The organism is Croceicoccus sp. Ery15 (assembly GCF_020985305.1).
Classification (GTDB): Bacteria; Pseudomonadota; Alphaproteobacteria; order Sphingomonadales; family Sphingomonadaceae; genus Croceicoccus.
Window position 1 is genome coordinate 1,613,886 of the sequence record NZ_CP087588.1, and the last position, 26,945, is coordinate 1,640,830.

Annotated in this window: 30 protein-coding genes; 13 read left to right on the forward strand and 17 right to left on the reverse strand. The window is 56.0% G+C overall.

From position 1 onward, the window contains the following. Positions 1-10: 10 nt before the first annotated feature. Positions 11-226 carry a hypothetical protein gene (locus tag LOZ77_RS07890; RefSeq protein ID WP_230281586.1) on the reverse strand — a complete coding sequence of 72 codons (216 nt, stop codon included), beginning with the start codon at positions 224-226 and terminating at the stop codon, positions 11-13. A gap of 68 nt (positions 227-294) precedes the next feature. Here LOZ77_RS07890 and nirB point away from each other — a divergent pair, with 68 nt between their 5' ends. The 6 genes from nirB to LOZ77_RS07920 all read left to right on the forward strand — a co-directional run bounded on the left by nirB (position 295) and on the right by LOZ77_RS07920 (position 6,302). Continuing rightward, the gene (gene nirB / locus LOZ77_RS07895; protein ID WP_230281587.1) at positions 295-2,769 is read left to right on the forward strand and encodes a nitrite reductase large subunit NirB; all 2,475 of its coding nucleotides are present in this window, start codon (positions 295-297) and stop codon (positions 2,767-2,769) included. Beyond that, entirely contained in the window at positions 2,766-3,113 is a 348-nt protein-coding gene (nirD, locus tag LOZ77_RS07900; RefSeq protein ID WP_230281588.1) for a nitrite reductase small subunit NirD, read from the forward strand. The genes nirB and nirD overlap by 4 nt, the downstream gene beginning before the upstream one ends. An 8-nt stretch (positions 3,114-3,121) precedes the next feature. Continuing rightward, positions 3,122-3,925, forward strand: coding sequence for a uroporphyrinogen-III C-methyltransferase (cobA, locus tag LOZ77_RS07905; protein WP_230281589.1), 804 nt, complete (start codon positions 3,122-3,124; stop codon positions 3,923-3,925). Positions 3,926-3,950: 25 nt separating this feature from the next. Beyond that, complete coding sequence (locus LOZ77_RS07910; protein ID WP_230281590.1) at positions 3,951-4,460, forward strand: molybdenum cofactor guanylyltransferase; 510 nt, start codon at positions 3,951-3,953, stop codon at positions 4,458-4,460. Positions 4,461-4,855: 395 nt separating this feature from the next. Next, positions 4,856-5,977 (forward strand): site-specific integrase, encoded by a 1,122-nt coding sequence (locus tag LOZ77_RS07915; RefSeq protein WP_230281591.1) that lies wholly within the window; start codon positions 4,856-4,858, stop codon positions 5,975-5,977. A gap of 109 nt (positions 5,978-6,086) precedes the next feature. Next, the gene (locus tag LOZ77_RS07920) at positions 6,087-6,302 is read left to right on the forward strand and encodes a helix-turn-helix domain-containing protein (RefSeq protein ID WP_230281592.1); all 216 of its coding nucleotides are present in this window, start codon (positions 6,087-6,089) and stop codon (positions 6,300-6,302) included. A 54-nt stretch (positions 6,303-6,356) separates the two neighbouring features. Here LOZ77_RS07920 and LOZ77_RS07925 read toward each other — a convergent pair whose 3' ends face one another. From LOZ77_RS07925 to LOZ77_RS07960, 8 genes are read right to left on the reverse strand one after another with little or no spacing between them, the layout of a single operon-like run. Continuing rightward, positions 6,357-7,073: a M48 family metallopeptidase gene (locus LOZ77_RS07925; protein ID WP_230281593.1), complete on the reverse strand. Its 717-nt coding sequence runs from the start codon at positions 7,071-7,073 to the stop codon at positions 6,357-6,359. Beyond that, positions 7,070-10,294: a type I restriction endonuclease subunit R gene (locus tag LOZ77_RS07930; protein ID WP_230281594.1), complete on the reverse strand. Its 3,225-nt coding sequence runs from the start codon at positions 10,292-10,294 to the stop codon at positions 7,070-7,072. The genes LOZ77_RS07925 and LOZ77_RS07930 overlap by 4 nt, the downstream gene beginning before the upstream one ends. Next, positions 10,291-11,367, reverse strand: a complete 1,077-nt coding sequence (locus LOZ77_RS07935) for a DUF4917 family protein (RefSeq protein WP_230281595.1) — start codon at positions 11,365-11,367, stop codon at positions 10,291-10,293. The genes LOZ77_RS07930 and LOZ77_RS07935 overlap by 4 nt, the downstream gene beginning before the upstream one ends. Positions 11,368-11,370: 3 nt before the next feature. After that, entirely contained in the window at positions 11,371-11,601 is a 231-nt protein-coding gene (locus tag LOZ77_RS07940; RefSeq protein WP_230281596.1) for a DUF2188 domain-containing protein, read from the reverse strand. Next, positions 11,594-12,823 (reverse strand): restriction endonuclease subunit S, encoded by a 1,230-nt coding sequence (locus tag LOZ77_RS07945; protein ID WP_230281597.1) that lies wholly within the window; start codon positions 12,821-12,823, stop codon positions 11,594-11,596. The genes LOZ77_RS07940 and LOZ77_RS07945 overlap by 8 nt, the downstream gene beginning before the upstream one ends. Next, positions 12,816-13,832, reverse strand: coding sequence for a virulence RhuM family protein (locus LOZ77_RS07950; protein ID WP_230281598.1), 1,017 nt, complete (start codon positions 13,830-13,832; stop codon positions 12,816-12,818). The genes LOZ77_RS07945 and LOZ77_RS07950 overlap by 8 nt, the downstream gene beginning before the upstream one ends. Next, the gene (locus tag LOZ77_RS07955; protein WP_230281599.1) at positions 13,825-15,345 is read right to left on the reverse strand and encodes a type I restriction-modification system subunit M; all 1,521 of its coding nucleotides are present in this window, start codon (positions 15,343-15,345) and stop codon (positions 13,825-13,827) included. Before LOZ77_RS07955 ends, LOZ77_RS07950 begins: the two co-directional genes overlap by 8 nt. After that, complete coding sequence (locus LOZ77_RS07960) at positions 15,335-15,940, reverse strand: restriction endonuclease subunit S (RefSeq protein ID WP_230281600.1); 606 nt, start codon at positions 15,938-15,940, stop codon at positions 15,335-15,337. Before LOZ77_RS07960 ends, LOZ77_RS07955 begins: the two co-directional genes overlap by 11 nt. A 230-nt stretch (positions 15,941-16,170) precedes the next feature. On the opposite strand from LOZ77_RS07960, the gene LOZ77_RS07965 reads away from it, so the two are divergent. Continuing rightward, positions 16,171-17,712 carry a type IV secretory system conjugative DNA transfer family protein gene (locus tag LOZ77_RS07965; RefSeq protein ID WP_230281601.1) on the forward strand — a complete coding sequence of 514 codons (1,542 nt, stop codon included), beginning with the start codon at positions 16,171-16,173 and terminating at the stop codon, positions 17,710-17,712. Here LOZ77_RS07965 and LOZ77_RS07970 read toward each other — a convergent pair whose 3' ends face one another. Then, a complete protein-coding gene (locus LOZ77_RS07970; RefSeq protein ID WP_230281602.1) occupies positions 17,713-18,321 on the reverse strand; it encodes a hypothetical protein in 609 nt (202 codons plus the stop codon). It lies immediately after the preceding gene. Between LOZ77_RS07970 and LOZ77_RS07975 the strand changes: the two genes are divergently transcribed. Then, positions 18,308-18,562: a hypothetical protein gene (locus LOZ77_RS07975; protein ID WP_230281603.1), complete on the forward strand. Its 255-nt coding sequence runs from the start codon at positions 18,308-18,310 to the stop codon at positions 18,560-18,562. The two genes, LOZ77_RS07970 and LOZ77_RS07975, sit on opposite strands and share 14 nt — an antisense overlap. Here LOZ77_RS07975 and LOZ77_RS07980 read toward each other — a convergent pair. From LOZ77_RS07980 to LOZ77_RS07990, 3 genes are all read right to left on the reverse strand, one after another. Beyond that, the gene (locus LOZ77_RS07980) at positions 18,547-20,259 is read right to left on the reverse strand and encodes a relaxase/mobilization nuclease domain-containing protein (protein ID WP_230281604.1); all 1,713 of its coding nucleotides are present in this window, start codon (positions 20,257-20,259) and stop codon (positions 18,547-18,549) included. The two genes, LOZ77_RS07975 and LOZ77_RS07980, sit on opposite strands and share 16 nt — an antisense overlap. A 9-nt stretch (positions 20,260-20,268) precedes the next feature. After that, a complete protein-coding gene (locus LOZ77_RS07985; protein ID WP_230281605.1) occupies positions 20,269-20,778 on the reverse strand; it encodes a hypothetical protein in 510 nt (169 codons plus the stop codon). Between the two features lie 354 nt (positions 20,779-21,132). Next, the gene (locus LOZ77_RS07990) at positions 21,133-21,327 is read right to left on the reverse strand and encodes a hypothetical protein (protein ID WP_230281606.1); all 195 of its coding nucleotides are present in this window, start codon (positions 21,325-21,327) and stop codon (positions 21,133-21,135) included. A 73-nt stretch (positions 21,328-21,400) separates the two neighbouring features. On the opposite strand from LOZ77_RS07990, the gene LOZ77_RS07995 reads away from it, so the two are divergent. Beyond that, positions 21,401-21,742: a hypothetical protein gene (locus tag LOZ77_RS07995; RefSeq protein WP_230281607.1), complete on the forward strand. Its 342-nt coding sequence runs from the start codon at positions 21,401-21,403 to the stop codon at positions 21,740-21,742. Positions 21,743-21,785: 43 nt separating this feature from the next. Here LOZ77_RS07995 and LOZ77_RS08000 read toward each other — a convergent pair whose 3' ends face one another. Both LOZ77_RS08000 and LOZ77_RS08005 read right to left on the reverse strand, forming a co-directional pair. Further along, the gene (locus tag LOZ77_RS08000) at positions 21,786-22,274 is read right to left on the reverse strand and encodes a hypothetical protein (RefSeq protein ID WP_230281608.1); all 489 of its coding nucleotides are present in this window, start codon (positions 22,272-22,274) and stop codon (positions 21,786-21,788) included. Between the two features lie 83 nt (positions 22,275-22,357). Beyond that, a complete protein-coding gene (locus LOZ77_RS08005; protein WP_230281609.1) occupies positions 22,358-22,651 on the reverse strand; it encodes a DUF736 domain-containing protein in 294 nt (97 codons plus the stop codon). A gap of 701 nt (positions 22,652-23,352) precedes the next feature. On the opposite strand from LOZ77_RS08005, the gene LOZ77_RS08010 reads away from it, so the two are divergent. Continuing rightward, entirely contained in the window at positions 23,353-23,628 is a 276-nt protein-coding gene (locus LOZ77_RS08010; RefSeq protein ID WP_230281610.1) for a hypothetical protein, read from the forward strand. 58 nt (positions 23,629-23,686) lie between these two features. Here LOZ77_RS08010 and LOZ77_RS08015 read toward each other — a convergent pair whose 3' ends face one another. Continuing rightward, positions 23,687-24,055, reverse strand: a complete 369-nt coding sequence (locus LOZ77_RS08015; RefSeq protein ID WP_230281611.1) for a hypothetical protein — start codon at positions 24,053-24,055, stop codon at positions 23,687-23,689. 268 nt (positions 24,056-24,323) lie between these two features. Then, a complete protein-coding gene (locus tag LOZ77_RS08020) occupies positions 24,324-24,914 on the reverse strand; it encodes a site-specific integrase (RefSeq protein ID WP_230281612.1) in 591 nt (196 codons plus the stop codon). A gap of 285 nt (positions 24,915-25,199) precedes the next feature. Here LOZ77_RS08020 and LOZ77_RS08025 point away from each other — a divergent pair, with 285 nt between their 5' ends. Genes LOZ77_RS08025 through lepB form a run of 3 tightly spaced genes read left to right on the forward strand, consistent with a single transcriptional unit; the run spans position 25,200 to position 26,929 of the window. Next, on the forward strand, positions 25,200-25,913 hold the full coding sequence (locus tag LOZ77_RS08025) for a hypothetical protein (RefSeq protein WP_230281613.1): 714 nt from the start codon (positions 25,200-25,202) through the stop codon (positions 25,911-25,913). Positions 25,914-25,928: 15 nt separating this feature from the next. After that, complete coding sequence (locus LOZ77_RS08030; RefSeq protein WP_230281614.1) at positions 25,929-26,405, forward strand: hypothetical protein; 477 nt, start codon at positions 25,929-25,931, stop codon at positions 26,403-26,405. Positions 26,406-26,413: 8 nt separating this feature from the next. Beyond that, positions 26,414-26,929 carry a signal peptidase I gene (gene lepB / locus LOZ77_RS08035; RefSeq protein ID WP_230281615.1) on the forward strand — a complete coding sequence of 172 codons (516 nt, stop codon included), beginning with the start codon at positions 26,414-26,416 and terminating at the stop codon, positions 26,927-26,929. The last annotated feature ends 16 nt before the right edge of the window (positions 26,930-26,945 follow it).

Genomic DNA, 26,945 nt, shown 5'->3' on the forward strand with positions numbered 1-26,945 from the left:
ATCCCCGCAATTACCGGCGCTTGCGCCCGCCGTCCTTTTTGCATTGCAGCAAAAGCCGAATCGCGGTAATAATAATGCATTGATGACAGGCGATCCGGTCATTCCGGGCCGTCCTCCGCGCCGAGGCGGAAATGTCATCATCCAGATCCAATCTGTAAACAGCAGCAATGGCGCTGCGCGGTCGATCAACCGGACATCCGGCTGATCGGGGAACGCGGTCGGCCAATGCTTCCTTCCGTGTTCCTGCTTCCCAGCAACCCGCAGCCTGACCGCTGCCGAACACGGAGAGCCGACATGGCAACCGAAAAACTGGTAATCGTCGGAAACGGCATGGCCCCGGGCCGCATGCTCGAACATCTCTTCGAGCAGGCGCCGGGTCGCTATGACGTCACCATCTTCAACGCCGAACCGCGCGTGAATTACGACCGCATCATGCTGTCGCCGGTTCTGTCGGGCGAGAAATCGTTCGACGAGATCGTCATCCATGACGACGCGTGGTACGAAACCCACGGCGTCACGCTGCATCGCGGCGCGCGGGTCACCGAAATCGACCGCGCTGCAAAGACGGTGACTTCGGCCAATGGCATCACGGCGGAATATGACCGGCTGGTCATCGCCACCGGTTCCAACCCCTTCATCATCCCCGTCCCCGGCCATGATCTAAAGGGCGTCATGGCCTATCGCGATCTGGACGATGTCGAGGCAATGCTGGCAGCCACCAAAAAGCGCAGCGGCCGCGCCGTCGTCATCGGCGGAGGATTGCTGGGCCTTGAAGCTGCCGCCGGACTGAAGATGCGGGGCATGAAGGTGACCGTGCTGCACCTGATGCCCACATTGATGGAGCGCCAGCTGGACCAATCCGCCGGATTCCTGCTGCAGGAAGACCTGCGCGCCCGCGGCATTGGCGTATTATGCCAGGCGAATACGAAAAAGATCCATGGCGACGACTGCGTCACCGGCGTCGAGCTGGAAGACGGCACGCTGATCGATACCGACATCGTCGTCATGGCTGTCGGCATCCGGCCCAGCACCTCGCTGGCGCAACAAGCGGGTCTTGAAGTCAATCGCGGCATCGTCTGCGACGCGCAGCTGACCACCAGCGATCCCGCCATCAGCGCCATCGGCGAATGCGTCGAGGTCGATGGGCGCGTCTATGGCCTTGTCGCGCCGCTATACACCATGGCGAAGATTCTGGCGGCAAGGCTCGCCGATGCGCCGATCGACGATTACGTCCATGCCGAAACCCCGACCAAGCTGAAGGTCACCGGTGTGAACCTCTATTCCGTGGGCGATTTCGCGGAAGGCGACGACCGCGAGGAAGTGGTCCTGCGCGATGCCGCGCGCGGCACATACAAGCGGGTTCTGATCAAGGAAGACCGCGTGATCGGCGCGGTGCTCTATGGCGATGTGGCCGATGGCGGATGGTACAACGAACTGCTGCGCAAGGGCGAGGATGTCCGCGACATTCGCGAGACGCTGATCTTCGGACAGGCGTTCCAGAACGCGGGAAATTCTGACCCCCTTGCAGCGGTCGCCAACCTTGCGGACGACGCGGAGATCTGCGGCTGCAACGGTATCTGCAAGGGGGCTATCACCGGTGCGATCAAGGACAAGGGGCTGACCACGCTGGATGAGGTGCGCGCCCATACCAAGGCTAGCGCCTCCTGCGGCACCTGCACCAATCTGGTCGAAAGCCTGATGGCGCTGACCCTTGGCGACGGTTTCGACGCCTCGGCCCCCAAGCCGATGTGCGGCTGCACCCACCTTCCCCATGGCGACGTGCGCCGCCTTATCAAGGCAAATGGGCTCAAGAGCATTCCCGCCGTGATGCAGGAACTGGAATGGACGACCAGCGGCGGGTGCGCCAAGTGCCGTCCGGCGCTCAACTATTATTTGCTGGCCGACTGGCCCGGCGAATATGTCGACGACAACCAGAGCCGTTTTATCAATGAACGCGTCCACGCCAATATCCAGAAGGACGGCACCTATTCGGTAATCCCGCGCATGTGGGGCGGCATGACCAATTCCGACGAATTGCGCGCCATCGCCGATGTGGTCGACAAGTTCGACATCCCTACCGTCCACGTAACGGGCGGCCAGCGCATCGACCTGCTGGGCGTGAAGAAGGAAGACCTGCCCGGCGTCTGGGCCGACCTGAACAAGGCGGGCATGGTTTCGGGCCACGCCTATGGCAAATCGCTGCGCACGGTGAAAACGTGCGTCGGCACGAACTGGTGCCGCATGGGCACGCAGGATTCGACCGGCCTTGGCGTCGCGCTGGAAAAATTCCTCTGGGGTTCGTGGACGCCGCACAAGGTGAAGCTGGCCGTATCGGGCTGCCCCCGCAATTGCGCCGAGGCGACCTGCAAGGACATCGGCGTGGTCTGCGTCGATAGCGGCTATGAACTGCATTACGCGGGCGCGGCGGGCATCCATATTCAGGGTACCACCAAGCTGGCCACGCTGGAAAGCGAGGAGGAGGTGATGGAAGTCACCGCCGCCATGATGCAGATGTACCGCGAGCAGGGCTTTTACCTCGAACGCATCTATAAATGGGCCGACCGCGTCGGGCACGACACGATCCGCGAGCAGATCCTCGACAATCCGGAAACCCGCCGCGCCTATTACGATCGCTTCGTATTCTCGCAGCAATTCGCGCAGACCGATCCGTGGTCCGAACGCGTGTCGGGCAAGGACAAGCACGAGTTCAAGCCGATGGCGGACCTGTCGTCGCCCGGACTTTCCACCAGCATGGAGCCTGCCGAATGAACGCCGTCATGAAAGTCGCATCCGATGCCGCGCGCTGGGTCCGCGTCGGCACGGTGGATGACATTCCGCGCCAAGGTGCGCGCTGCGTGAAGACCGATGGCACCACCATCGCGGTCTTTCGGACCCAGGATGACCGCATCTTCGCAATGGAGGACAAATGCCCCCACCGCGACGGACCGCTCAGCCAAGGCATCGTCCACGGCAACTGCGTCACCTGTCCGCTGCACAGCTGGGTGCTCAGCCTTGAAACCGGGCTCGCGCAGGGGGCCGACGAAGGCAGCGTGCCGGTGTTCCCCGTCCGGCTGGAGGGGCGCGACATCCATTTGCAGGTCGGTGAGGCATGACCGCGGTCATGAGAGGAAGCGAGCTGATCGCGCCAGGCGAAGTCTGGCTGGTGGGCGCAGGCCCCGGCGATCCCGACCTGCTGACGCGCAAGGCGGAGCGGCTTTTGAATGCATGCGACATCGTGTTCTATGACGCGCTGGTCGGCACGGGCGTGCTGGACCTGATCCCCGACCATGTCGAACGCGTCCCCGTCGGCAAACGGTCGGGCCGCCATTCGAAAGACCAGCGCACGATCGACGAGATGCTGGTCGGTGCCGCGCTGGAAGGCAGGCGCGTGGTGCGGCTGAAGGGCGGCGATCCGGCGATCTTTGCCCGCGCGGCAGAAGAAATCGCGGCGCTGCGGGCCGTGGGCGCAAAGGTGCGCGTGTGCCCCGGCATTACCGCTGCCAGCGCGGTCGCCGCATCGGCGGGTCTGTCGCTGTCGCTGCGCGGCACGGCGCGGCGGGTGCAATTCGTCACCGCGCACAGCCGCAATGGTCAGGCGCTCGACCTTGACTGGCAGGCGCTGGCCGATCCCGCGTCGACGCTGGCGGTCTATATGGGCAGGGAGGCCGCGCCGGAGCTGAGCGCAAGGCTGATCGCGGCGGGGCTGGCCGGTTCGACCCCCGCGCTGATCGCCTGCGATGCATCGCTGCCCGCCGAACAGCAATTGCACACAAGGCTGGACCTGCTACCTTTGGTGGCGCGAGGTTTCGCAGCGGACCGGCCCACGCTGATCCTGATCGGAGAGGCCGTGGCGCAGGCCGCGCCTGACCTATCTGCGCATCTCGCTGCCGTCGGCGCCGTCGGAGAGTTCGCTATAGAAGGATAGCAGGGGTTTTGCAGGATAGATCGCCATGACCGTGCTGGGTGCGATCATCGGCGGCGGAAAGTCGCGCCGCTTCGGATCGGACAAGGCTGCCGCGCTGGTCGATGGCGTGCCGCTGATCGATCACGTCCACGCAGCGCTGCGCCCACAAACCGCCGATATCGTCATTTGCGGACGCGAATGGCGGGCCTGGACCAGCCTGCCCGATATGCCGCAGCCCGATCTGGGCCCGCTGGGCGGCCTGAACGCCGCGTTGGCCCATGCCAAGGCCCATGGATTCGATGCGGTGCTGACCGTACCGGTCGACACAATGCCCCTCCCCGCCGATCTTTGCGCCAGACTCGATCCCGGCCCATCATTCATTGCCGATCAGTGGCTGATCGGCCTGTGGCCGGTGACCCTGGCGTCCGCGCTCAACAGGCATATCAAAGCCGGGCACCGCTCGGTCCGGTCCTGGATAGACGCCAGTGGCGCGCGGGCGGTGGACGGCAACGGGCTGGGCCTGCGGAACGTGAACCGGAAATCGGATCTCCGCTGACAAGTTCTACTTAATGCCACTTGCTGTCGAAATTTTCCGCAGAGCTTAGTCTTGGCTTGTTTTTTCGCAGATTGTTGGCTTGTGGGCGGCCACGGTGGCGCCGGTGCATGAGGTTGGTGTTTTGAGGTGTTTTATGGTGTTGGTTGCGGGGGTTGGATTTGAACCAACGACCTTCAGGTTATGAGATTTAAGAACTGCAAAATTCTCAACAACCTCCAACAATCAACAGTATATATTTCAATAGTTTATGAAATTTCAGTTACTGCGGCTTGTTGTGATTTATGGGCAATTTTTGGGGCTTACTGTGCCAAAATTGTGCCAAATTTTCTTTGCGCCGCACCCCATAAGCAGTTAGAATATATCATAAATTTTAACTGACTGGAAAATATACGTAAATGGCGACCATTCAAAAGAGAGATGGCAAGAACGGGCAAACTTACCGCGTGATGATCCGAATGCACGGATATCCGCCAGTTCAGCGTACTTTTAAGCGGCTCACAGATGCAAAGGCGTGGGCTCAGGAGACTGAACTCAGCATGCGCCGTGGTGACATTCGGTCAACCGCCAGTGAAGCGAAGAAGCGCACTCTCAGTGATGTGATCGAAAAATACAAAGAGGACATCCTCCCCCATAAAGCCGTATCAAGCCAACGAGTGGAAACCACCTACCTGAACCACTGGGAGCGAGAGCTCGGCGAGTATGCGCTCTCCTTCCTGACCCATGAGATCATCAGCAAAAAGATTGCCCAGCTGACACACGCGGGCGATCAGCGCGCACAGCTTGAGGAAGGTGAAAAGCCGACGAAACCGAAGTCGCGCAAGACGGTGAAGCACTACCGCGACAATCTGGAGATACTGCTCAAGTTCGCCCAGAAGTGGGGATGGATCGGTTCAGCCAATCCGATGGAGGGTGTGAACAGGATTACGAAGGCGACCAAGGAGCGTGTTCGCTTCCTCGATGAAGACGAGCGCAAGGCCGTTTTGGCGGCGTGTAAGGCCAGCCCGAACAAGCAGCTCTTCGCAGTCGTCGTGTTTGCACTCTCGACAGGCGCTCGGAAGAACGAAATTTTGAAATTGACGCTCCGCGATCTCGATCTTGAGCGCCAGGTAGCGGTTCTGCGGGAAACCAAGAACCGCGAGACCCGCAAGGTGCCTATTGTGAGCTTTCTCAAGGGGGTTCTGGAAGAGCACCTAGAGTGGCGCGAAAAGTATCTCGCGAAGCGCGAGATCAAGTCGGATTACCTTTTCCCGCGCAGCGACGGGAAAGGCCCGATTGATATTCGAAAAGCATGGGAGAACGCGCGTGAAAAAGCGGGCATCATTGACTTCCGCTTTCACGACCTACGCCACAGTGCCGCAAGCTACCTTGCGATGAACGGCGCAAGCCAGTTGGAGATTGCCGAGGTGCTAGGACACAAAACGCTTCAGATGGTGAAGCGATACTCGCACCTATCGGAAGACCACACTCGCGATGTGGTTGAAAAGATGAACGACAAAATCTTCGATATGGCTGACTGAACGGCCTCGCGGCGTCCTTCATTGTCTGTTTAGCCGCCGTCGGTTATGCTGCCATCAGTCCGATTTTTCTTTTCTCGGCTTTTTCTATATGCCCATGGAGGAATGGCCGGTGGACTATACCGACCTTCGGACAGTGAAGCAGCTCGCCCAAGAGGCGCCGTTTGTGACCGAGAATACGCTCAGGTGGTGGATTTACCATGCGAACCGCAACGGTTTTGACACCGTTCTGATCAAAATCGGAGGCCGTGTTTACATCGATAAGCACGCGTTCAACAAATGGCTTGAAGGCCAACGCTTGGCTGCCCCTGACAGCGAAGCTGCCTAGCGAACAGTCCAATTTTTTTGGACGGGAGCCCCGCCAGAGATGGCGGGGCTCTTTTTATGCCATTACGCGCTCAAGCCTTCGTTTGCGCTTCGGCCAGTCCGACATGACACTCCCAAAAAGCTCGAAAAACGCTGCGCCATGATTAGGGTGCGCAATATGACACAGTTCATGTGTGATTACATAGTCAATGGCGTCCGTCGGTGCTTCAACTAAGCGGCGATTGAGCAGTAGCCTACGAGATGGGGACATCGAACCCCACCGCTGCTTGAGCTTCCGGACAATGATTTCCTTTGGCTGAAAAGCAGCCTTTTCCGGAAACCGTTCTAGACAAATTTTTAGGCGCTCAGCAAACTTGATTTTCGCGCGTTTCCGATACCACTCCTCCACAAGAGAGCGGGTCATTTCGGTCTGATCTGGTGAAGGCGAAGCAACAAGAATGAAGCCACGAACGAGCTTAACTGACGCATGTTCGGCCAAGCGCACCTTTAGTCGATATTGGCGTCCAAGGTAGAGGTGGGTCTCACCTGACTCGTATTTTCGAACAGGCGTTCGCGGAAGGAATTGTGCGAAATATGCCTGCTGCTTTCGAATCCAGCCGGCGCGCTTCTTCACCTTCGCCTCGATATCAGCTTTGGTTGCATCGAGCGGAGCAGCGATAATGACTGACGTATCGGGCTCAACAGCAATTTCTAGCGTGCGTCGTTCACGCCGGATAACCGAAAAGTCGATGAGATGCTTGCCATATTCAATGGCACCAAATTCATTCGTCATCCTGGAAATCTAGCCCGCGCCAGATCCATGATCTTACGTTCAAGCTCGTCCATCACATGGAGCGGCAAGTCGAGTGCCATTTCGTCTCGCAAAACATCAAAGAAGTAATCGTCAATTGCGTTCCGCATTTCGTTTTGGGCCACATCGTTGGACCACACATCCACAATATGATGCTGCTTGATAATTTCGATGATCCTGAGCGCAATCGTCGCCACCTCATCTGGCGGCAAAGCACCCCCATCATTACGGGCCAGTTTGCTGTTCAAAATGCCGAAGAATGCTTGTCCGTGATCATTGCCTTTGATGGGGTCAGGAACATCTTGTCCGCGATCCTTCCGAGCTACCTTGCTCGCCAGATCGACAATGTTGCTAAGGTAGTCTCGCTCAGAAATTCGCTTGGCACGGTACTCCCGAATTGTCTCCTCCAGCAGCTCCGAGAACTGCCGGTAGAAGGTCGGGTCTTCCTCCATTCGTTCGGTGACGGTCTTGCGGGTCGCGCTTGCGATGCGGTCGGCCTTGGATGCATCTGATACGCCAGTTTCATCAACGACTGCCTTTAAGGCGTCAGGGTCGTTGATGTTGACCACCTCGATAATAGTCTCGGCAGGGGTGGCGATTACATGGTCATCAAGGAGCTTTTGAATCTTCGGCTCGAATTCTTTGACATCCACAGTCTCTTGGTACCTGAGCTGTACGGACCGCCGCAGCTCGGAAAACTGCTTCCAGTCCCGCTTCATGCTATCGACTTTTGCCTCATCAAACACGTCGTACAGCTTGTCTGACGATAGAGAGATATGAAGGCAGCGACTGAACGCACGTAGTCGTCCATAAAAGTCCTGTCGGATAGCATCGTCAGCCAGGAACTGCTCAAACTGTTCCATATCCCGCTTGTTCTTCACAGGCTTGAACAAGTCCCAAAGTTGGTCGTGAAGCTGGGGCAAACGCCGAATTTCTTCACGGACATCGTGGACAGTCCCTGTCAGATCGGATGACTCGTAACCATCAAATGCGCTGTATGTAGTGAGAGCCTGATCGAGCTCCCCCAGCAATCCTTCATAGTCGATGATAAAGCCAAACTGTTTCTCTTTGCCGTCCTCTTCGTAGAGCCGGTTGACACGCGCAATAGCTTGCAAAAGGTTATGTTCGCGCAGGGACTTGCACACATAAAGCACGGTATTTCGGGGGGCATCAAACCCGGTCAGGAGCTTTGACACCACGATTAGGATTTCCGGATCACCCGAACCCTTGAATGCGTCGATTGTCTGGCGGTTATATTCTTCTTCGGTTTTGAATTGCGCCATCATCTTCGACCAGAAGACGCGCACCAGGTCTTTTGATTCCTTATCGACCTCTTCGTTGCCCTCATTGTCATCGGGGGGCGAGATTATGATCGCGCTGCTGACGTGGCCAATCTCATCCAATACCTCCTTGAAGCGGACCGCTGCCGCTTTCGAAGGCGCAACGAGCTGTGCCTTGAAACCTGTTCCTTGCCAGTGCTGACGAAAGTGCTCCGAGATGTCGAAGGCCTTGGCGCGGATAGCCTGCCCCGTCTTTGACAAAGCATCCATGCGCGAAAATTTGCGCTTCAAGTCTGCCTTTTGCTTTTCCGTGAGGCCTTCGCTGATTTTTTCGAACCAGCGGTCGATAACGTTTCCTGAGACCTGTTGTTCAACGAGGCGGCCTTCATAGAGCAGGGGCACAACCGCACCATCAGCCACAGCCTCGTCGATTGCGTACTTGTGGATCAGACCACCAAACGTCGAGAGTGTGTTTTTGTCCTTCTTAAGAAGTGGCGTACCGGTGAAACCTAGGTAGCATGCCTTCGGCAAAAGGCGGCGCATCTTCGTCGCAAACTGACTGTGACCTCCATATCGACCTGTTTGAGTCCGGTGGCTCTCGTCCACGAGAACAAAAATGTTCTCATCCTCATCAGCTGCCTCTTTTCCGCGAAGAGCAGTGTCGAACTTGTTGATGATGGTAGTGATGAGCGGTGTCTTATTTCGGATCAAGTCGATCAGATGCGAGCCACTGGTCGCGCGGATTGGCTCAAGCTCGCAGGATTTGAATGTTCCCTTGATTTGCTTGTCTAAGTCGTCGCGGTCAGTCACGATGATGATGCGGGGATTTCGCACAGCTTTATCCAGCGCCAGCGCCCTTCCAAGCATGACCATAGTCAATGACTTACCAGAACCTTGTGTGTGCCAGATCACACCGCCTTTTCGGACTCCGTCGGTATCCTTCTGCTTCACTCTGTCGACGGCTTTGCGAATGCCGAAGAATTGCTGGTGGCGAGCCACCTTTCGAACGCCCCCATCAAAAACAGTAAAGCGGCGGATGAGGTCGAGCAGGCGTTCGGGGCGACAAAGCGCATAGATAAGGCGGTCTTGCTCTGAAACTGCTCGGTCGCCTTCAGAGACCATAGCATCAAAGAAGCGACGGGCACCGGCGAAGTCACCGGAAAAGATGGCATCCTTCTCGACGACTGAGAGTGGTCGGTTCGCGACGGGCATTATCACCTCGTCGCTGTCCTCCTCGTCACGCCAATTCTGCCAAAACTTTTGTGGCGTTCCGACTGTCGCATAGCGCGCCTCAACGCGGTTCATCGTCAGGAGCAATTGCGCGAAATGAAAGAGTTGCGGGATATTATCTTCGTTCTGATAACCGATGAGTTGGCTACCTGCCTTTTTCAGACTTTCGGTTGGCCGCTTGTTCTCGATGATGAGGACAGGAATACCATTTACGAAGGCCACGACATCGCAGCGCTTGGTCTTTGTGCTACCAGTTCGTTCAACTGCGAACTCGGCGCTCACATGATAGGTGTTATTGTCAGGGTTTTCCCAGTCGATGAAACGGAACGAGTAGCTCTTCGAGTCTCCGTCAATCGTCTTTGTGATCGTGGTCCCAAGAACCAAGCTGTCGTAGATGTCCTGATTAGTGCCGCGCAGCCCCTTCATACGATCCGGCGTGGGCTTAAGCCGTCGCATGGCCTCATGAGCATCTTCAAGATCGAAAGCATACTCCTTGCCACGATGAGTGAAGCGGTTGATCCGCATCACACTCTCAGCAAGGACATCGTCAAGCACCACATTACGCAGACGTCCTCCGCGTAACGCTACTGTTTCAGCTTGGGATAGCGGCTTGAAGCCCAGCGCCACCAGCATTTGCAAGGCGGGGATTTGTGATTGCTGCTTTTCAGCAGCGTCGAATCCTTGTCCATTCATGCTGCCGCCCCCCAAACCTGAGCAGAAACAGCGTCATAGAACGCTACCTCTAACGGGTGTGATCCCGAACGTGCTGATGCCAGCGCCTGAGCTGACGAGATAATTGCCTTATTATTCTCACTATCGGCAGCTCCGTAGAGGCCGACATAAACTTTTGACACCTTGCCCTTCGCTATCTTCTTTAAAACGTGATGGTCGTTTGCAGCCAAACTATGGCCAAAAATAAAGAGAACCTGCTTTTGTTGCGCCATCTGTGACGTAAAGCTTTTGTAGGAGTGGTGTAAGTACGCACTGTGTTTGACTTTGGAGAGCTTCTGATTGCTCTTGCCCTCAGCCACAAACAGAGGAAATTTGGCCGCACTCATGGCTTCGCGCGCCTGCTCAAGAAGGGGCTTTCCAGTGTTTATCCATGTATATTTTTGGAGCTCCGAGCCTGCGTCAAAGAGATGTAGCGCGCCGTGAAGATAATGCACTCGTTGGCCATGCGAGCTGGTTTCACCCATCCAGTTTACATATTCTGGTTCAGTATCTTCATCTCTTCCGAAACCATCATTCGCGGCCAAAGGTATTGGATCCCCGAAAGGCATGTCTTCATGCATCAGCGTCCAATAAAGAAGTAGGTCATAGTTCAATGTGTATACTTGCCCGCCGCGCTCTCGGTCGGCCAAGAAATGAGCGAGAAATTTGCGACATGCCCAAAATTGTTCATCCGCAATATCGTTGGGAATGTTGGGATGATTGCTCGCTATTGTCTTAATCAAGATGTCCTTCAGAGTCTCTGAATCAGACGCCATATCTCGCGCAACGTCGCTAAGGTCGTCTCCATATACAGGGACTACCCGTGAAGCATCCTCCAGCATCCGAATGACATGTTCGAAATCAGTGCTTTTCACTGCCTCAAACACATCGCGAAGTCGAGGTGAAGCAGAAAAATCAGCCTGCTCGAACAGAGAGCCGTAGGTGAAAATTTTCGGGCGACACGCAATGCTAAAGCCGTTTCCGAGGAGCAAGTGGCGCTTCTTGAACTGCTTCGAATCTTCAATCGCTTGGTCGAATGATATGACGTCTACCATGCATCAGCCCTTTGGCGGGTACGGGTCTTTGCCGTAGGTGTTGCGTTCCCGAATTTCATTGTTACGACCTTTCAAGAAGGCTTCGCCGCCGCCCTCCTTTGCCTTGGATTTGGAGTAGGCCCATGCTTCGGCCTGGGTATCCGATACTTTTGAGGCACGTTCTCCGCCTTCGCGCTTACTTTCCCACCTCCCGTCGGGGCGCTTTTGGGTCCAATAGTTCTTGTCATTAGCCATGAGCGGCCTCCTTTCTGATGTTTTCCGTTTGATCCTGATTAAGTGCAACGCGCCATTCTCCCGTCAAAAGCTTCTGCATCAATCCGCGTTTCTGACGTTGAAGTGCCTCAATCTCTGCCTCGACACCTCGAACCAATTGCTGGTCAGCTTCAATGACCGCCGCTAGCGCTTGCTGCTCTTCCGGGTCTCGTGGGAGGTGTAGCTTACCTTCGAGAAAGCGCTTATTTGTAATAGCGATGGTGTTCTTCGCGCCCTTTTGCACCAAGGGATGTAGGTAGTTTCGTACAGTAACGGGGGACTCGAAAAATGCGTCGAGGATCACGCCCAAAGCCGGAGTTTCAGGGGTGAAAACTCCGTAGAGTGGCGAGACAATGACAGCCTTATCGATCTTGCTTTGCTTGATAATACCAAGTGGGAAGTCTCCCGTTGGACTTTTGGTGTAGACAATGTCACCCGGCAGTACTCGGTTATAGTGATCGGTGTTTGCAGCCGCGAAAGAACGGCCTAGGTGCTCAATCTGGTTGATGAGTCCTTTGTGAACAGAGACTGAGTAAACTTCGTCGTTACCATTGCTGCTTGTACCATGCTCGTAGAGGACGTCGCCTAGCTGAACTTCTTGCCATTCATCAGCAAAGCCAGGCAATCTGACGCAGCCACTTAAAACACTACTGCGGAACCATACTCGACGTTTGATGATAGCTTCACGAAGCGCCTCCAAATTCTCGATGGCCTCGTCCCATGTCCGCAGGATTTCGGCGATCTTGCGCTGCTCAGAAAGGGGGGGGAAAGGCGCCGTCACGTCCTCAAAGGTAGACTTGTTAACGATGGGTACGGCCTGAGCGCCAGCCAGTCGCTTAATCTGCTCTGCACGCATATTGAGCAGATAATAAACGAACGTGCTATCTGCCTTTTGAGGACTGCATATGACAGCATTGACTTGTTGGTTGGTTGCCAGCTCTCGACCGGCAATGGCAGATTTTCCAATGGTTGCGCCTATGCAGGTGAAAAGTACTGCGCCCGCAGGGAGCGCTTTAGCTTTGGCTAAGCCTTCGGCCGTAAGCGTCCGCTCCGTAAAATTGACGAACAGATTTTTCCCAAGGTCGCCTGGCGCAACAAACGGTATGTCCCCTCCATAGTACTCCGAATTGATGGTTGGCGGAGTAGTGCCAGTTACCACGTGGCCAATTTCACCAATTGACGTCCGCTTCCAGCCTTCAATCATCGCCGCCCCCTTTTTTCCGCTCTTTGGCGGCTTTTTCCATGTGTTCCAATTCAGCAATATCGGCTTCGTCGGCGGCAAGCGCCTCAGCCCCTTTGCGTTGTGCGTCGAAAACCTCAAAGCGTTCCGCAGCCAATTTTTGTGCGACTGTCGCCTGGAGCTTGCCCGCATGGGTGAGCACATCTCGGTCATTGAACGATAGAAATGCGTCGAGCTTATCCGCCCAATCCGCCATGGTGACGGGGCGGCGTCGCTTTGCCTGATCTTCTGCATAATCGAGATACATCACCACGATGCGGTTGAGCTCTTCGACCTCCTCAGATTTCAGGTAGTTCTTGGCAGTGCCGACATCGCCCTTGCGAACGATTGCCCCCTTCCAGCTTGTCAGCCCCATGTTGGGTGCTTTCGGGTCACTGCGGGCTTCAATCAATTCTGCTGCGGTCTTCCCAGTGACCGCCCAGAGCATCTTATTCTGCACCTTCTTGAAGAAGGCTTGAGCCTGTTCAGACGTTTTGTCATAATCGATGGCGGTAGCGTAAAGATCGCGCACCTTTTGATAGAAGCGTTTCTCGGACGCGCGAATATCGCGAATGCGCGCAAGCCATTCGTCAAAATAGTCCCACTGCTCGGCTTGCTTTAGGCGCTCATCGTCCATGGCAAACCCCTTGACGAGGAACTCACGCAAGACGGTTGTTGCCCACCGGCGAAACTGCGTGCCGCGAGGTGAACGGACACGATAGCCGACCGCCAAGATTGCCTCTAGGTTGTAGACTTTAGTCCGGTAATCCTTGCCGTCAGCAGCAGTGGTCAAGGAATCCTTGACAACTGAATCCTCAGCCAGCTCCCCTTCAGAAAGGATGTTGTTGATGTGAAGGCTGACGTTCTGCTTGGTCGTATCAAATAGCTCCGCCATCTCCAGCTGGGTCAGCCAGACAGTACCGTCCACTGCCCGAAGGCCAATGGTTGTAGTGCCATCTTCCGTTCTGTAGAGAATGAGCTCGCCCTTAGACATCGACACCTAGCTCCTTCAAGTAGCCGGCCATTTTGGCGCGCACGTCAATGAGCTCGCCCTCAATGCGGTTGATGTCCTTTTGCAGCGCGGCAACGTCGATTTCCTCTTCGGGCTCAAACGTATCCACATAGCGCGGGATATTCAGGTTGAAGTCGTTCTCCTTGATCTCGTCGAATGAGGCGAGATGAGAGTATTTTTCGACCTCAGCGCGGTCGGCATACGTCTCAAGGATCTTTTTGGCGTGATTTTCATCCATCACGTTCTGGGTTTTTCCAGGCGTGAACTCCTTGCTGGCATCGATGAAAAGCACGTCCTCACGGGCCTCATTCGCACCGCCTTCCTCACGGGAGCGATCGAAGATGAGAATGGCCACTGGAATGCCGGTGGTTGTGAACAGGTTGGCAGGCAAACCGACAACTGCATCAAGCAGATTTTCTTCAATCAATGCCTGACGGATTTTACCCTCCGCACCTCCGCGGAAAAGAACACCGTGAGGCACAATCACCGCAACGCGGCCGCTTTGGCGCTTGGCGATCTCGATCATGTGCGTGATAAACGCATAGTCGCCCTTCGACTTGGGCGGGATACCACGCCAGTAGCGATTATATTGGTCGTTAGGCGCATCTTCCGCGCCCCACTTGTCGAGACTGAATGGCGGGTTCGCCACCACAACGTCGAACTTCATCAAGTGGTCACCCTCAATAAGCGCAGGGCTGTTGAGCGTGTCGCACCATTCGATGCGGGCCGCATCCTTGGAATGTAGGAACATGTTCATGCGGGCGAGTGCCCACGTTGCACCATTGACCTCTTGGCCATAGAGCGCGAAGTTATCTGAACCCACTTCCTCAGCGGCGCGTATGAGCAATGAACCTGACCCACAAGCTGGGTCGCAGATCGTATCCCCGGCTTTAGGCGCAGCCAACTTTGCGAGCAGGCTTGAAACGGCAGTAGGCGTGTAAAATTCACCGGCTTTCTTGCCAGCATCCGAGGCAAAACGTGAAATGAGGTAGATGTAACATTCACCGATAATGTCTTCGGTGACGCGCGACGGCCGTAGATCAAGAGCAGGCTTAGCAAAGTCCTCCAACACGTTTTTCAGACGGCGATTACGATCCTTGACGCGACCGAGATTGGCCTCCGAGTTGAAGTCGATATTGCGGAACACACCTTCGAGTTTGGCGCGGTTGGCGTCCTCAATTTTCTCCAGCGCAATGTTGATCAGCTCACCAATGTTGGGCTCGTTGCGCTTTTCATATAGGTCATAGAAGCTAGCCCCTTCCGGAAGCACGAAGCGCTCGCGTTCAAGACGACGCCGAATTCGGGCATCATCGTCGCCGTATTGCTTCTTGTATGTTTCGATGTGATCGTTCCAGAGGTCGGAAATATATTTCAAGAACAACATCACGAGGATGTAGTCTTTATATTGGCCAGCATCGACAACACCCCGGAAGGTATCGCACGCTGACCAAGCCGTTTGGTTGACTTGCTGCTGAGTTGTTTGATCAGTTGCCATTGTTCCCTCCATGGGTCTTTTTCATGTTAGTTTTTGTAGCTTGTGCCAGATACGCGCTCGCTAGCGCATAGCGCTTGTCTGACAATTCCATCATAAGTCGGCGCTCTTCTTCTGCGAGCGCCGACGCCGAGACAACGCTCTGCTGCATAGCCAAGTCCGGCAGGGCCAGTTCAAAGCTGGCAAGCGATGACTTTGAAATCATTCGCATGCTTGTGCCTTGAGCTTCAGTATCGAAGTATCGTTGCGCACCTGGCTGATTCAGCGCCCACGCAAGGTACTCGGGGAGAACCGTTTCCCTATTGGCGCGCAGCACAACGACGGGCAGAACCGCCAAGGCCTTCCATTTAAATTCCGATCCAAGAGCCGTAGCAGTGTTGCGCGTCCCACGTGATCGGAACAGCACATCTCCTGCGCCAACCAAGTAGCGATCATCCGCATCCTCAACCTGAATCGCCATAAGCGCCTCTGGGTCAATCGTGCCGTCGTCAGCGAAGTCGCGAAGCTGGATGATTGGCACACCGCCAACCTCAACAGCCTGAAGGCCGCGCTTGGCGGTGTACCCCATCTGTATATCACAAATCGACTCGAGCTTCACGAACATTTTCCTCTGTAGGTTCTCCTACATAAAATCATGCAGAACTCGCTACGTCAAGAAAATTTTCTGTAGGTTGCTCTACAGATTTTTGAATTGCGGCGTCTCGGAGCTACTCTGGACAGGATAGACATTATGGACAGCAACCAGTCAGTCTGGCTGGTTCCGTCCAGTTTTCCGGTTCGGGTTGCGGTGCAGAAGTCTTCAGAAACAACAATCTGGAGGCTTTTGCCATGGGCTTCATACGCACCCTGTTCCTGTCGCTTTACGCGACCCTGACCCTTAGCTGGAAATTTCTGCCGATTGTCGGCGCATTGGTGGGGTATGCCCTTTTCGCCCCACCTGCGTGGGTTGGGGGCATCATGGCCGCCGTTCTCGGGATAGCAGGCTATCTGGCCAAGAGCACGGCAACGACGATATTCTATAAGCCGGACACGCATGGTTCGGCTCGCTTTGCGGGGCTTGCTGATGCTCGAAAGGGTAAGCTGCTCACGAGCAGAGGCCTTATCCTAGGCCGTAAGCATGGCCGGATGCTGCGCTATCGCGGTGAAGGCCACCTTCTGACTTTCGCACCGACACGGAGCGGTAAGGGTGTCGGCTGCGTCATTCCCAATTTGCTCGACTACCCCGGCTCGGTGGTTGTGACGGACATCAAGGGCGAGAACAGCGACATTGCTCGCGCCTACCGCGCAATTCTCGGTCCGGTTTATGAGCTGGCACCGCTCGGCGGTGCGAAAGCCAACCGTGCGACATTCAACCCGCTCGACTTCATCCGTATTGCCACCGCCTATGAGGTCGATGATGCGCGCCTGGTCGCGGAAATGCTGGTGGTGCCAGAACATGCCCAGCCAAACCACTGGGAGCGCGAAGCGCGAACACTTATCACGGGCCTACTGCTCTATATCCGCCACCATTGGGATTTGCTGGAGCAAAACCTCGGCACACTGCGCGACCTGCTCATGCAGGACAGCGAGGAATTCGAATTGCTACTGGCCAAGATGGCGGTCAGCCATCAAGAGAACGTCGCGCGCATTGCGCGCGGGTTCGGCCAGAAGGAACCAAAAGAACGCTCGGCGGTCATCTCAACTGCACAAGGGGCGACGGAGCTTTTTGAAAGCCCAGAACTGCGAGCGGTAACGGAACGCTCGTCCTTCAGCTTTGAGCGCCTGAAGGAAGAAGTGGCCTCGGTGTTCATCATCGTGCCGCCGGAATATCTCGAAGCCTACCGCCCCTTCCTGCGGCTGATGACCGGCCTGGCCACCGTGGCGATGACGCGGAATATGGCCAAGCCTGCGCAACCAGTGCTTTTCATGCTCGATGAGCTGCCAGCCCTTGGCTACATGCGCCCGATCGAAGAGGGCATCGGTTATCTGGCTGGATACGGCGCGAAGCTGTGGCTATTCGTGCAAGACTTGGATCAGCTCCAGAAAACCTATCCGAAAGCACGTTCTATGATCGCAAACTGCGCGGTGCGTCAGGCATTCAACGTGCAAGACCCCGAAACCGCAAAGCTGCTTTCGGACATGCTGGGCACAGCAACGGTGCGGATGCACTCAGAAGGCCAGAGCTCACCGCTGCCCTTCAATCTCGTCGCTGGTTCTTTCCATTCGGGCGCATTCGAAGGCGCGCGCCAGCTGATGACGACGGGCGAGATACTGACCATGAAAGCCAAAGAGCAGCTGGTGTTCGTTCAAGGCTTCCCGGCCTTCCGCGCCCGCAAAATCCGCTATTTCGACTGGTGGGAGCGTCGGCTGAAAAAGCGCGCCTCACAGTAATCAGCGCTTAATGAGGTCAAAGCTGAGCGCACGCTTCGCGCCAGGAAAATTCGACACACTGGCCTCATACTCCCCTGCATTCATGTGCGGCACGATCACACCAAAGTGGCGAGTGCTCAGCGCCGGAACGCTCCCCAATTTGCCGCTAGTGTATGTGATGCGCTGCGAACTCTCTCGATCTAGCAGAAACGCTTCGTCGTTGAGCAGCTCAAGGGCGTCGGAACTGAAAGTGGCATAGTCCACTCGGGCCCCGGCCTTCGTGACAAGCAGCACCTTAGCGGCGCTCGCGTCAACATCTTGGCGGCTATCGTTCTGGACCTTAAAGACGATCACCTCATTCAGCACGCTAAACTCATCTTCAAATTCCGCAGAGACCTTTGCCCATCTGGTGCGTTCAGGAATATCCCCCGCGTCATGCGCTTGAATATATTTGTATTTCTGGGCTGAGCGGACGTCCGCTAATTGGGTTGGGGTTAGGACTTGCGGGACTGAGGCGGAAATAGCGACCTGACCAACTTGGTGAGAACCGGCTGCATCGACCTTACTGGTGTTCACAATCGTATTTTGGCTACGTACGCGCTCAGAAAAGCCCTCAATGCTGCTCGTCATTGATTGCAAACCTGATGAGAACGAGGTGCTGTTGCAGCCCGAAAGCACGCAGGCAGTGAGCATTATTGAAATTGCTGGCATTGATTTAGTAAGTCGAGATGGTTTCATCGCGCCCCCTGTTTTTGATTTTATTTTGCATATTTGCGCGAAATTTTTCCACAATTTCAGATTGCTGTCATCTATTTTGTCACGCGACCTTATTGCCGGGTTGGCTGATCACACCTCCTACCAGTCCAGATAGTCGAGGCCCTGAGTGCGGTTGTAGTCTCGATCCCGCTCGCGTTCCCGCTTGCGCTCCATGTAGATGCGGCGGGCGCGAAGCAGCTCCATCTTGCGATCTTCGGCAAGGTTGCTGGCGAGGATGGCCTTATCGGTGGCACGGGTCAGCGCCTTGGCGCGGCGCATAGCCTTTTCTTTCATGATTTCGCGCAATTCGAAAGGCACGTCGGCTCGCAAGCGCATCATGGCGAAGTCATTCAGCGCGATCCGCAAGGCCCGGCGGTTGGCCTCGATGCGGTCTCGATGGTGGGCAAGTTTAAGCTTCTGCTCGCGCCAGCGGCGACGTTTCACATCAAGATAGCGAAATGCACGCTTGGCCCTTCGCCGAGCGGGGGTTTCTTTGCCGAAAGCACTATTGCCGTGCATGCGCCCCAGAAGATTGGGTTTTTCCTTCACCATGCGCTCGGCGTCGGCAATGCCGAAGGTCTTTTCCAGTTTTCGCCAGCGTTTGGTCGCTTCTGCGGGGTTTCGGAAAATGTCGAACATCGCCTGTTTATAGGTCTCCGCAGAGGCCCGCTCGCGCAACACGTAGTTGCGCTCCGTGCCCTTCAGCCAAGCGCGGTCACGCTCCAGCCGCGAGATGCGACGTTCGCCCGCACGGTACACCGCCTCCACGCCCTTCCAGTAGTGATAGTCTAGATCAGCGGCATCCACTTCCAGCACGGCGTCGGTGTTCTTCCGCTCGACGGCGAGCTGAGCTTCGCGAAGTCTTTTTGCACGACGCTGCTCGGCAGGCGTCATTTCTTCATAGCCTGGGATCTGCGCCTCGGGCGCGTCATCCCGCGCGAGGTCTTTCATGCGTTCGGCCATGAACACGTCGAACCGCTCGCCGAAGCGATCCTCCAGCTCTGTCAGCCGCACACCCTTACCCATCTGGGACAGCTTGGCGAAGCGTTCGCCTTTGGCGAGCACAAGCCCCTGCCCCTTGCGCTGTAAGAATACGCCCTGAGCCCCCAGCCGCGCGGTCAGGTCATGCCAGTCTGTTGCGTTGTAGAAGTGCACTTGCACCTTCTCGCGAAGGGCTTTGACCTCGCCCTTGCCCATTGCAATCTGGGGTTCACGCTCCTCGCGCTTGGCCTGCCAGTATTCGCCCTCTGTTGGGGTATCGAGGCTTTCGACCAGGTCGAAGTCGTCCACCTTCTCGAGCTCGCCCATTCTAATTCGTTCGCGTTCTTTATCGCGGGGAATGTTGAGCTCACGCTCGCGGGCAATCTCTCGACACAGTTCCGTAAGACGGCGTCCATCATTGTGCCGGTCGAACGCTCTGCCGGTGGCCGGATGCACCCTGTTGATCAGGAAGTGCATGTGCGGATGCTTGGTATCCTTATGGGCATAGACAAGCATCTGATGCTCGGTCAGCCCCATACGTTCGATGGCTTCGGATGCGATCTCGCGCAGCACCTCGGGCGGTAATTTGCCCCGCTGCGCGTCCTTCGGATCGAAGGACAGGACGAAATGATAGACGGGTTTCCTACAGCGCAGGTTCTGGGCAGCCGTGGCTTCCATGATGGCGGACGTGGCCAGCGGATCAGTGGTTTCAAGGTTGCGGGCTTCCATCCACGCCACACGATCGGTGGACAGCCCTTTGGTACGGCCTGCCAGATACAGCGCCGATGACTTGAAGGCGGCAGGCTGCTTGGCTGGAATCTTGAACCGCATGCCCGCCCCCTACTCCTTGCTGCCCTCACCCAGCGCGTCCTCCAGCGGTGCCAGGGCGAGCTTCAAACCTTGTATCGCCCACTTGCGATCTTCGGGGTCAAGGGCAGCACCTGAGTTGGCGCGGCGGGCGAGCCCGTTGATGGCATGGCCAGCACCGTTGAGCGGTTCCAGTTGCTCCTCAATCAGGCCAATCATGTCGTTTCGGCCAAGCAGCTTTTCCACCATATGCCCGCCCACATACCGCGCCATTTTCAGGTAGCGTTCGTCGCCAGTCGCATCGTGAAGCTGGCGAAAGTTCGTGGCGATGGATGAGAGCTCATAGAGCAGCTTCTCGAAGACCAGATTGGTGACGGGTTTGGAGCGCGGACGCTTGTCCAGAATGGTGGCACGGGCATAGGGGCCAGCCAGCATTCCAGCATCGCGCGCCATGGCCTCGACGCGGGCATATTCGTCAGCGGTCAGCCGCACGCTGAGGACGCGGGTGCGCTGGTCTTCCGGAGCCTTTCTCGGTCGCGCCATGGGGCCACCTCCAGTGCCGTTTCACAAGGTGCCTGGGCTGCCTTTCAAGCCCGCTGCAAGCGCAAGATGACAGCTCGGCTTGAGACCCCCCAGAGGGGTGGTCGAATGCCATCTGAGTCTTTTCGCCAGAAAGCCCGAGGCTGTCAGGGCCGAAGGGTTTTCGTATGCGAAAATACATCTTGCCGTCAGCGTGAGCTGCAAAAGCACCTCCCTGCTGTATGGAAAACAGTAGAAACACAAACGCTATAAGCCGCAGGACCACTCTATAATACGCATACGAAAACAGCAAGAGACAACAAAGCGCAACAAAAGCCAGCACCCGACAGAGCGCCACAACACCGTCAGGAGAAATCCTCAAGCCACGCCTGACACCTCAGAAATGAGCCCGAAAAGGCCGCGGCGAGCGAAACGATGCCGCCAAAAAACTGACGTGGTGGGGTTGAAATGAGCTAGAAGCGTGACCACACCTCTGAGGAAGTTGTAAGCTTCATTTCCTTTTTTTTGCGCGGCCAGCTGGCCATTTTTGCGCACAAAAAAGAACAATTTCACATGGATGATTCAAAGGCACGGAGGCGTAACATCTACGTCGTGGAGCCCCGCCAGCAATGGTGTGGATTTCGATATGTCGAACTTACTCGAAAAGGCACGCAATCTTTCACAGCAAGCTCAACAGACGAACCGAGAAGCGGTATTATCAACCCTAAGGACCGAGATGGAATTTTTCTTCAAGGGCTTAGAGGCTGAGATACTCCAACAGGCTGGGAAGGGATTTCATAATGTCCGGATTTGTATCAGCCGACCATTGTGGTTTGAACTGGCGGCGGATGCCGCGAAGAACGTCATACAGCTGGAATTCTTGCAGCGGCTGGAAACTGAGTTTGGTATTTTCAGTTATCAGTTTGAGCTGGAAGCATCTGATAACAGGAAGGCCAACGCCGCATATTATGTGGTGTTCAAATTCTGATCCCTCGCGAAAGGCCGCCCCATGGGGCGGCCTTTTCGCTTTTTCAGCCCAGCGCAATTTCAGCCGTTTCAAGCCCGTCCCAAGGACGCTCGGTGATGAAGTAGCCGAGGCGGTTCACGAAATGCCAACCGCTCAATATGACGAGCTCGTCTTCAGCCTGAACCAGCGTCCAAATGCACTCACTGTTATGACGGAGGACATACTCCCGCTCAGCGCCGTAGGTCTCGAACATGAGCCCGTCGTAGGGCGCGCCCTGGCAAAGGTCATTGGCGATGGGTCGATACTTTTCGCGCCACCGATCGTAGGTCAATGAAGGTTCGGCTTCTGGCTCGACAGGCCCAACAAAGTAGGTTGTGAGCTCGTGCTGCTCGCCCTCGGCGGGTCCAGCATCTGGCAGCTCGCCTGCACGGAAACGCTCTAACGCGATGGCTTCGGGGTCGCTTACATCATCCGTCATTTCGACGTGGTAGCGATAGACCGTGAGCTGCTCGACGGTGATTTCAAAAATTTCAGGTTTCTGGTTTTTGGTCATGGTTCGGTTCCTCCCGATTATGTTTATTGGCCACGTCGCCCGCCGCTCCGATCAAGGTCGAGCGACGGGCCGGCGGCGGGTCATTAGCGGTTCCAGATCAGCAGGTGCTGGCCGTCACGCTCGACGAGGTTGGCGTAAACCGGCGCGGTGAAGCTCGGGTCGTCGAGGCGGACTGAGAGGTAGGCGTTGCCGCTCTTGCTCTTGCGCTTCCAAGCGCCGCCGATCTCGATGCCGTCTTCAGCGATTACGCGGAAGTCGGGAGCTTTGCCCTTGGTATTGTCTGCGGGGCTTAGCGTCAGCCTCGATTTCAGAGCCAGCGTGTGGATTTCGCCGATGTAGCCGGTCTCGGTTTTCGTGAAGGTTGCGATGGTGGTCATGGTATGTGTCTCCTGTTTTGGTTCGGAAGCCCGCGACCGTCGCGGGCCTTTCCATGGCCAAAATGAGAGACCGTCTCAGCCGGGCGCTGCACCCCCACGAGCATCAAGGGGGCCGAAACGCAGTGGAGGACGGCAAGCGGCCTGTTTCTTGTTCCGCGAGGAATGACCGAAGGTCAGGGGAAGAAACTGGCAAGCGCGCCGTTGCGGCGACTGGCGACGGGATCAATGACTGGCCATGAGAGGAAAGGCCGCGATGGGATGCGGTCAGGACAAAACGCCTCAAGGAGTCACACCAGCACCGCCCGTCGTCCTGAATGCCAAGTGACTGAACTGCGCTGGCCTCGATTCAGCTATGAGGCACCCCAAGACCGCAAAGGGCAGTCAGTCGCCGCGTTCACGCAATTCGGGACGGCTGAGAGGTCGGCGCTGGAGCAGATAAGCAGCGCCCGCCTTATCGGAAAGCGCCGCGTGACAAGAGCTTTGCCTCTGTTCGTTTCCAACCTCGCACATATGGCGGTTCGCATGTCGCAGATATGCGATAGCCTCCCAGACCCGCCAACCCCGTTCCGCAGGCCCATTCGGGCGGCGGAGGGGTTCCCCGCTGACTGCATCATCGGTGTCGGGGCTGGACGACCATCCCCTGTTTCCTTGCGAGCGACCGCCATGACGGAGGTTGCAGTAACGAACGAAGGGGTAAGCTCATGCCAATCCTCGGCACCTTCCTCAAAGACGGTGACTGCCTGACTGGCGTCATCCGCACCTCAACCACTCAGGCCCGCTTGACCTTTACACCTGACAGCGATGGCATCTTGATCGCCAGCATCGACGGCCAGCCGGTCGGCCATGCCGAGCCTCGCCCGAGCGGCGACGGCATAACCTGCTTCGTGGTTTACCTCCGACCAGAGGTTCTGCCCGAAGCACCATTCGCTGCACTGGTCGCCAAAGCCTGTGTCTTTGTCCTGACCACATGCCGCTAGCCACCGTTGCAAAAGAAAAGCCCTCCCGAACACGGGAGGGCTTTCATGCGGCAGAGCGCTACCACCAAGACGAGTAAAACACGGTCTTGCCTTCCTCGATCGCAGCACGAGCCTTGGCGACGAAGGCCAGGTCGTCGTCAGACTCGCTGCCGTCACTGGCGCCGAAAAAGAAGCCACTGGTCGGCGGCAGGTTGCCTGCTTCAATGTCGATCTCAAGCTGATGGATGTCATCAGCGCTGAGCGCGACCGAAACGCAGTTGAAGGTTTCTTCCTGACCGCCTTTTTCGCGGTACAGGCGCTCCATCCAACCGTGCAGGTTGGGATGTTTGCGCCAGTAATGGAGCTGGCTGGCATCATCCGGCTCGCTGAAATCCACGGGCGGTTTTGGTTTCTGGTTGGTGGTCAAGGCATACATATCGAGGCCCATTGTCGTCTCTCCTTTTGATTGATTGTTGCTGTCCCGAAGGATGCCAACCAAAAGGCAGGCGGCTGAAGCCGCGGCTGTCCTGAGCAACACGGGCCATGGGCAAGCTCTGCTTGTCATGGCTGGCGCGGGCAGCTCATGGACAGCAAGGCGTCGCCTGCCACAAGGGCGTTCATGGTGAGGGACTGCGACTTTCAAGGAGAGGCGGCGACATTTGCCGCTTGTCGCTTGAGCACAAACGCCAGCAGCCCTGCGTTAGTGCAAGATGATGCTATTGCCACATACGAGCAGCCAGTGTCCTTTCTTCCGGTCCCATAACATCGGCGTAAATGGCGGTGGTGCTGATCTGCGCATGGCCTAGCCAACGTTGGACCAGGTTGAGCGGAACGCCGGTGGAGACTGCGGCAACGCCAAAGCCGTGCCGAAGGCCTCGTGGCGTTGCGCGAGCACCCGCCACAATGCCTGCATCAGCCATAACCGCTTTGATATGCCGCCAAGCGACGGTGCGATCCATTGGCCACAACCGCCTTGAGCGGCCGCCACCTTCCTGTTTCCAGATGGTCGTCAACCCATGAACCCAGATAAGCTCGTTCATAAGGTCAGTAGGCACAGGAACAGCGCGAAAATGCCCCCGCCGCCGCTTCTTTAGACTTTCGAAGATGAGCATATTGTCAGTCGCATCGACCCTGTCCCCTGTAAGGGCTAGCGCTTCTGATATGCGGCACCCAGTCATTGCCAAAACTGCGCACAACGTCCGAATGCGTGGATTGCTATAGCGGGCCGCTGCGGCGAGAAATGCCTCGCGCTCCTGCTGGTTAAGATATTTGCGTTGTCCGTCACCTGCATACAATTGCCACGACATGGTTTTTCTCCTGTTGTTATGAACAAGCAAAAACCACTTTCTCTATCAGTCTATGAAGGATTTAGGTGAGAGTCTATTGCGCCTTGCACGCCTTTCAGCGCCCGCAACAAAATCACCAATAATGTTGCAATCCAACAAGACGCTTATTTTTCATATACTTAACTAATGCATAGAGATTTTTCAGCAATTTTTTGTGGCCCGCTTCATAAAGTTATGTGTATATTATTATTAGTATAATCACATTATTGGTGATTTTGTTGCAAATAATAGGAGCAAACACATGAAATGATGAATTTTAAATCTTTACAAGAAAATGGCCTTTTACTTTCTTTATGTTTATTAGGTTCGACAAGCTTTAGCCACGCCACTCACGCACAGAGCAGTGCCCTCATCACCAGCGGAATGGGCGGTGGGGCATCAAGCACGGCGCGCCTCAGTGCGATCCAAGCACACCAGATGAACCGCCTCTACGCCGCCGAGAGCTGTGGCAGCCTGGGCCAATTTTATGGTCCCGCTTTCGCAGGAGACAAGGATGCGCAAGACTGCTTGAATGACCTTCGCATCACAGCCGAGGGTAACATTGGCGTTGGCACGCCTGCCCCCGAAGAAAAGCTTCACGTCACCGGCAACGTGAAGATTGACGGGACGCTCGCTGCCAGCGTGGAAGCCCCGATCGAGAACACCGATATAGCTAACAAAGAGTACGTGGACACGACCATCGCCGCTGCGGGCGGAGGTGGAGGTCGCGGACTCGTTATATGGGGCTCTGCGGGCTGCCCGACCGACTGGACTCAAGCCTATAGCGGAAGAGCAGTTGCTGCCCATATCGCGAAGTCCGACTTGGACCCCAATGCGTGGCAAACCGATCTGAGTAGCCTAATTTGCGTCGCGAACACCTTTGCTTTCGGGACTGGTTATGGCCCATCGCTAGTTTGGAACGACGGCTCCGGACGAGTTAAGAAATCACTATTGCTAGGCTGCGCGCTTTGCGTGCAATAATGGTGAGGTGAAGAAATGTCGTTATTTTTAAATGTCTTTTCGTTTCTTGCTTTCGCGCTTTTATTCGTATCGTTTCATTTTAATGAACGCGGGAACGAACGTCCGAATTCATACGCAGCCTTCGCCACATCTATCCCAGCTCCAGATGAAAGCAAGCCGACGATTCATGCCGTCGCGGCGGGCACCAATGGTGGAGCGGGCATTACCATTTGGGGGACTACAAACTGTCCAGAGGACTGGTCCGCAGTCTATGTCGGAAAAGCGATTGTCGCATCTGGAGTTGCTGAATCGGGCTCAGGGATATCGATGCTTTACGGTTTGACCAACACAGTATGCGCCGCTGGTCTCGGAGCGTTTAACGAATTTGACTACCGCTCAAACTATAGCACTCAGAACGATTTGAGATGGCTGGACGGTATGGCAGATCGCCCATCGGCATCAAGCGGAAATACAGCGATCCCCTGCGCCCTTTGCATAAAACAAGTTGATTGAGGAGAATAATGAAATACGACGCATTAATTATATCATTTTTTGTGGCTTTGTTAGTCTCAGCCCCGCCCTCTCTCTGGGCAGATGAGGTCTCGGCCTCTTGTATAATCTCTGACGCCAGAATTTTTGGCTCATCACTAGAGCCTATTGTAGAACGCGGATCCGTGCTGAGGGTTGCTAAGGGCGAATGCTCCATTGAGATCGAGCGAAATTCTCTAGTGCTTTTTCGCTCAGGCGCAATGTCGAAGCCTATCATCAAACAAGTGCGCGGTTTGGGTGGTGATACCCTTGAACTCAAAGATGGCAACGTTCTAGTTAATGAAAAAAAGCTAAGCACCGCGACCGGCAAGCCCTTCTCGCTATCTGAGGAGCGTCAAGCCGTGCTGCACATGTATGTGCGGGACTACAACGGCATCATCCCCGAAAACACATTCTTGTTGCTGGGCACGAACCCGGCTGGTGCGCTTGACAGCACTCGCCTGGGCCTCATCCACCGGAATGACATTATCGGCGTTGTGAAGCCCTAGGGGATAGGGCTGCGCA

Bases quoted from the DNA above. Each gene is read 5' to 3' on its own strand.
- nirB (WP_230281587.1), top strand. From the start codon at position 295: ATGGCAACCGAAAAACTGGTAATCGTCGGAAACGGCATGGCCCCGGGC.
- nirD (WP_230281588.1), top strand. From the start codon at position 2,766: ATGAACGCCGTCATGAAAGTCGCATCCGATGCCGCGCGCTGGGTCCGC.
- cobA (WP_230281589.1), top strand. From the start codon at position 3,122: ATGAGAGGAAGCGAGCTGATCGCGCCAGGCGAAGTCTGGCTGGTGGGC.
- LOZ77_RS07910 (WP_230281590.1), top strand. From the start codon at position 3,951: ATGACCGTGCTGGGTGCGATCATCGGCGGCGGAAAGTCGCGCCGCTTC.
- LOZ77_RS07915 (WP_230281591.1), top strand. From the start codon at position 4,856: ATGGCGACCATTCAAAAGAGAGATGGCAAGAACGGGCAAACTTACCGC.
- LOZ77_RS07925 (WP_230281593.1), bottom strand. From the start codon at position 7,073: ATGACGAATGAATTTGGTGCCATTGAATATGGCAAGCATCTCATCGAC.
- LOZ77_RS07930 (WP_230281594.1), bottom strand. From the start codon at position 10,294: ATGAATGGACAAGGATTCGACGCTGCTGAAAAGCAGCAATCACAAATC.
- LOZ77_RS07935 (WP_230281595.1), bottom strand. From the start codon at position 11,367: ATGGTAGACGTCATATCATTCGACCAAGCGATTGAAGATTCGAAGCAG.
- LOZ77_RS07940 (WP_230281596.1), bottom strand. From the start codon at position 11,601: ATGGCTAATGACAAGAACTATTGGACCCAAAAGCGCCCCGACGGGAGG.
- LOZ77_RS07945 (WP_230281597.1), bottom strand. From the start codon at position 12,823: ATGATTGAAGGCTGGAAGCGGACGTCAATTGGTGAAATTGGCCACGTG.
- LOZ77_RS07950 (WP_230281598.1), bottom strand. From the start codon at position 13,832: ATGTCTAAGGGCGAGCTCATTCTCTACAGAACGGAAGATGGCACTACA.
- LOZ77_RS07955 (WP_230281599.1), bottom strand. From the start codon at position 15,345: ATGGCAACTGATCAAACAACTCAGCAGCAAGTCAACCAAACGGCTTGG.
- LOZ77_RS07965 (WP_230281601.1), top strand. From the start codon at position 16,171: ATGGGCTTCATACGCACCCTGTTCCTGTCGCTTTACGCGACCCTGACC.
- LOZ77_RS07975 (WP_230281603.1), top strand. From the start codon at position 18,308: ATGCTGCTCGTCATTGATTGCAAACCTGATGAGAACGAGGTGCTGTTG.
- LOZ77_RS07970 (WP_230281602.1), bottom strand. From the start codon at position 18,321: ATGACGAGCAGCATTGAGGGCTTTTCTGAGCGCGTACGTAGCCAAAAT.
- LOZ77_RS07980 (WP_230281604.1), bottom strand. From the start codon at position 20,259: ATGCGGTTCAAGATTCCAGCCAAGCAGCCTGCCGCCTTCAAGTCATCG.
- LOZ77_RS07985 (WP_230281605.1), bottom strand. From the start codon at position 20,778: ATGGCGCGACCGAGAAAGGCTCCGGAAGACCAGCGCACCCGCGTCCTC.
- LOZ77_RS07995 (WP_230281607.1), top strand. From the start codon at position 21,401: ATGTCGAACTTACTCGAAAAGGCACGCAATCTTTCACAGCAAGCTCAA.
- LOZ77_RS08000 (WP_230281608.1), bottom strand. From the start codon at position 22,274: ATGACCAAAAACCAGAAACCTGAAATTTTTGAAATCACCGTCGAGCAG.
- LOZ77_RS08005 (WP_230281609.1), bottom strand. From the start codon at position 22,651: ATGACCACCATCGCAACCTTCACGAAAACCGAGACCGGCTACATCGGC.
- LOZ77_RS08010 (WP_230281610.1), top strand. From the start codon at position 23,353: ATGCCAATCCTCGGCACCTTCCTCAAAGACGGTGACTGCCTGACTGGC.
- LOZ77_RS08015 (WP_230281611.1), bottom strand. From the start codon at position 24,055: ATGGGCCTCGATATGTATGCCTTGACCACCAACCAGAAACCAAAACCG.
- LOZ77_RS08020 (WP_230281612.1), bottom strand. From the start codon at position 24,914: ATGTCGTGGCAATTGTATGCAGGTGACGGACAACGCAAATATCTTAAC.
- LOZ77_RS08025 (WP_230281613.1), top strand. From the start codon at position 25,200: ATGATGAATTTTAAATCTTTACAAGAAAATGGCCTTTTACTTTCTTTA.
- LOZ77_RS08030 (WP_230281614.1), top strand. From the start codon at position 25,929: ATGTCGTTATTTTTAAATGTCTTTTCGTTTCTTGCTTTCGCGCTTTTA.
- lepB (WP_230281615.1), top strand. From the start codon at position 26,414: ATGAAATACGACGCATTAATTATATCATTTTTTGTGGCTTTGTTAGTC.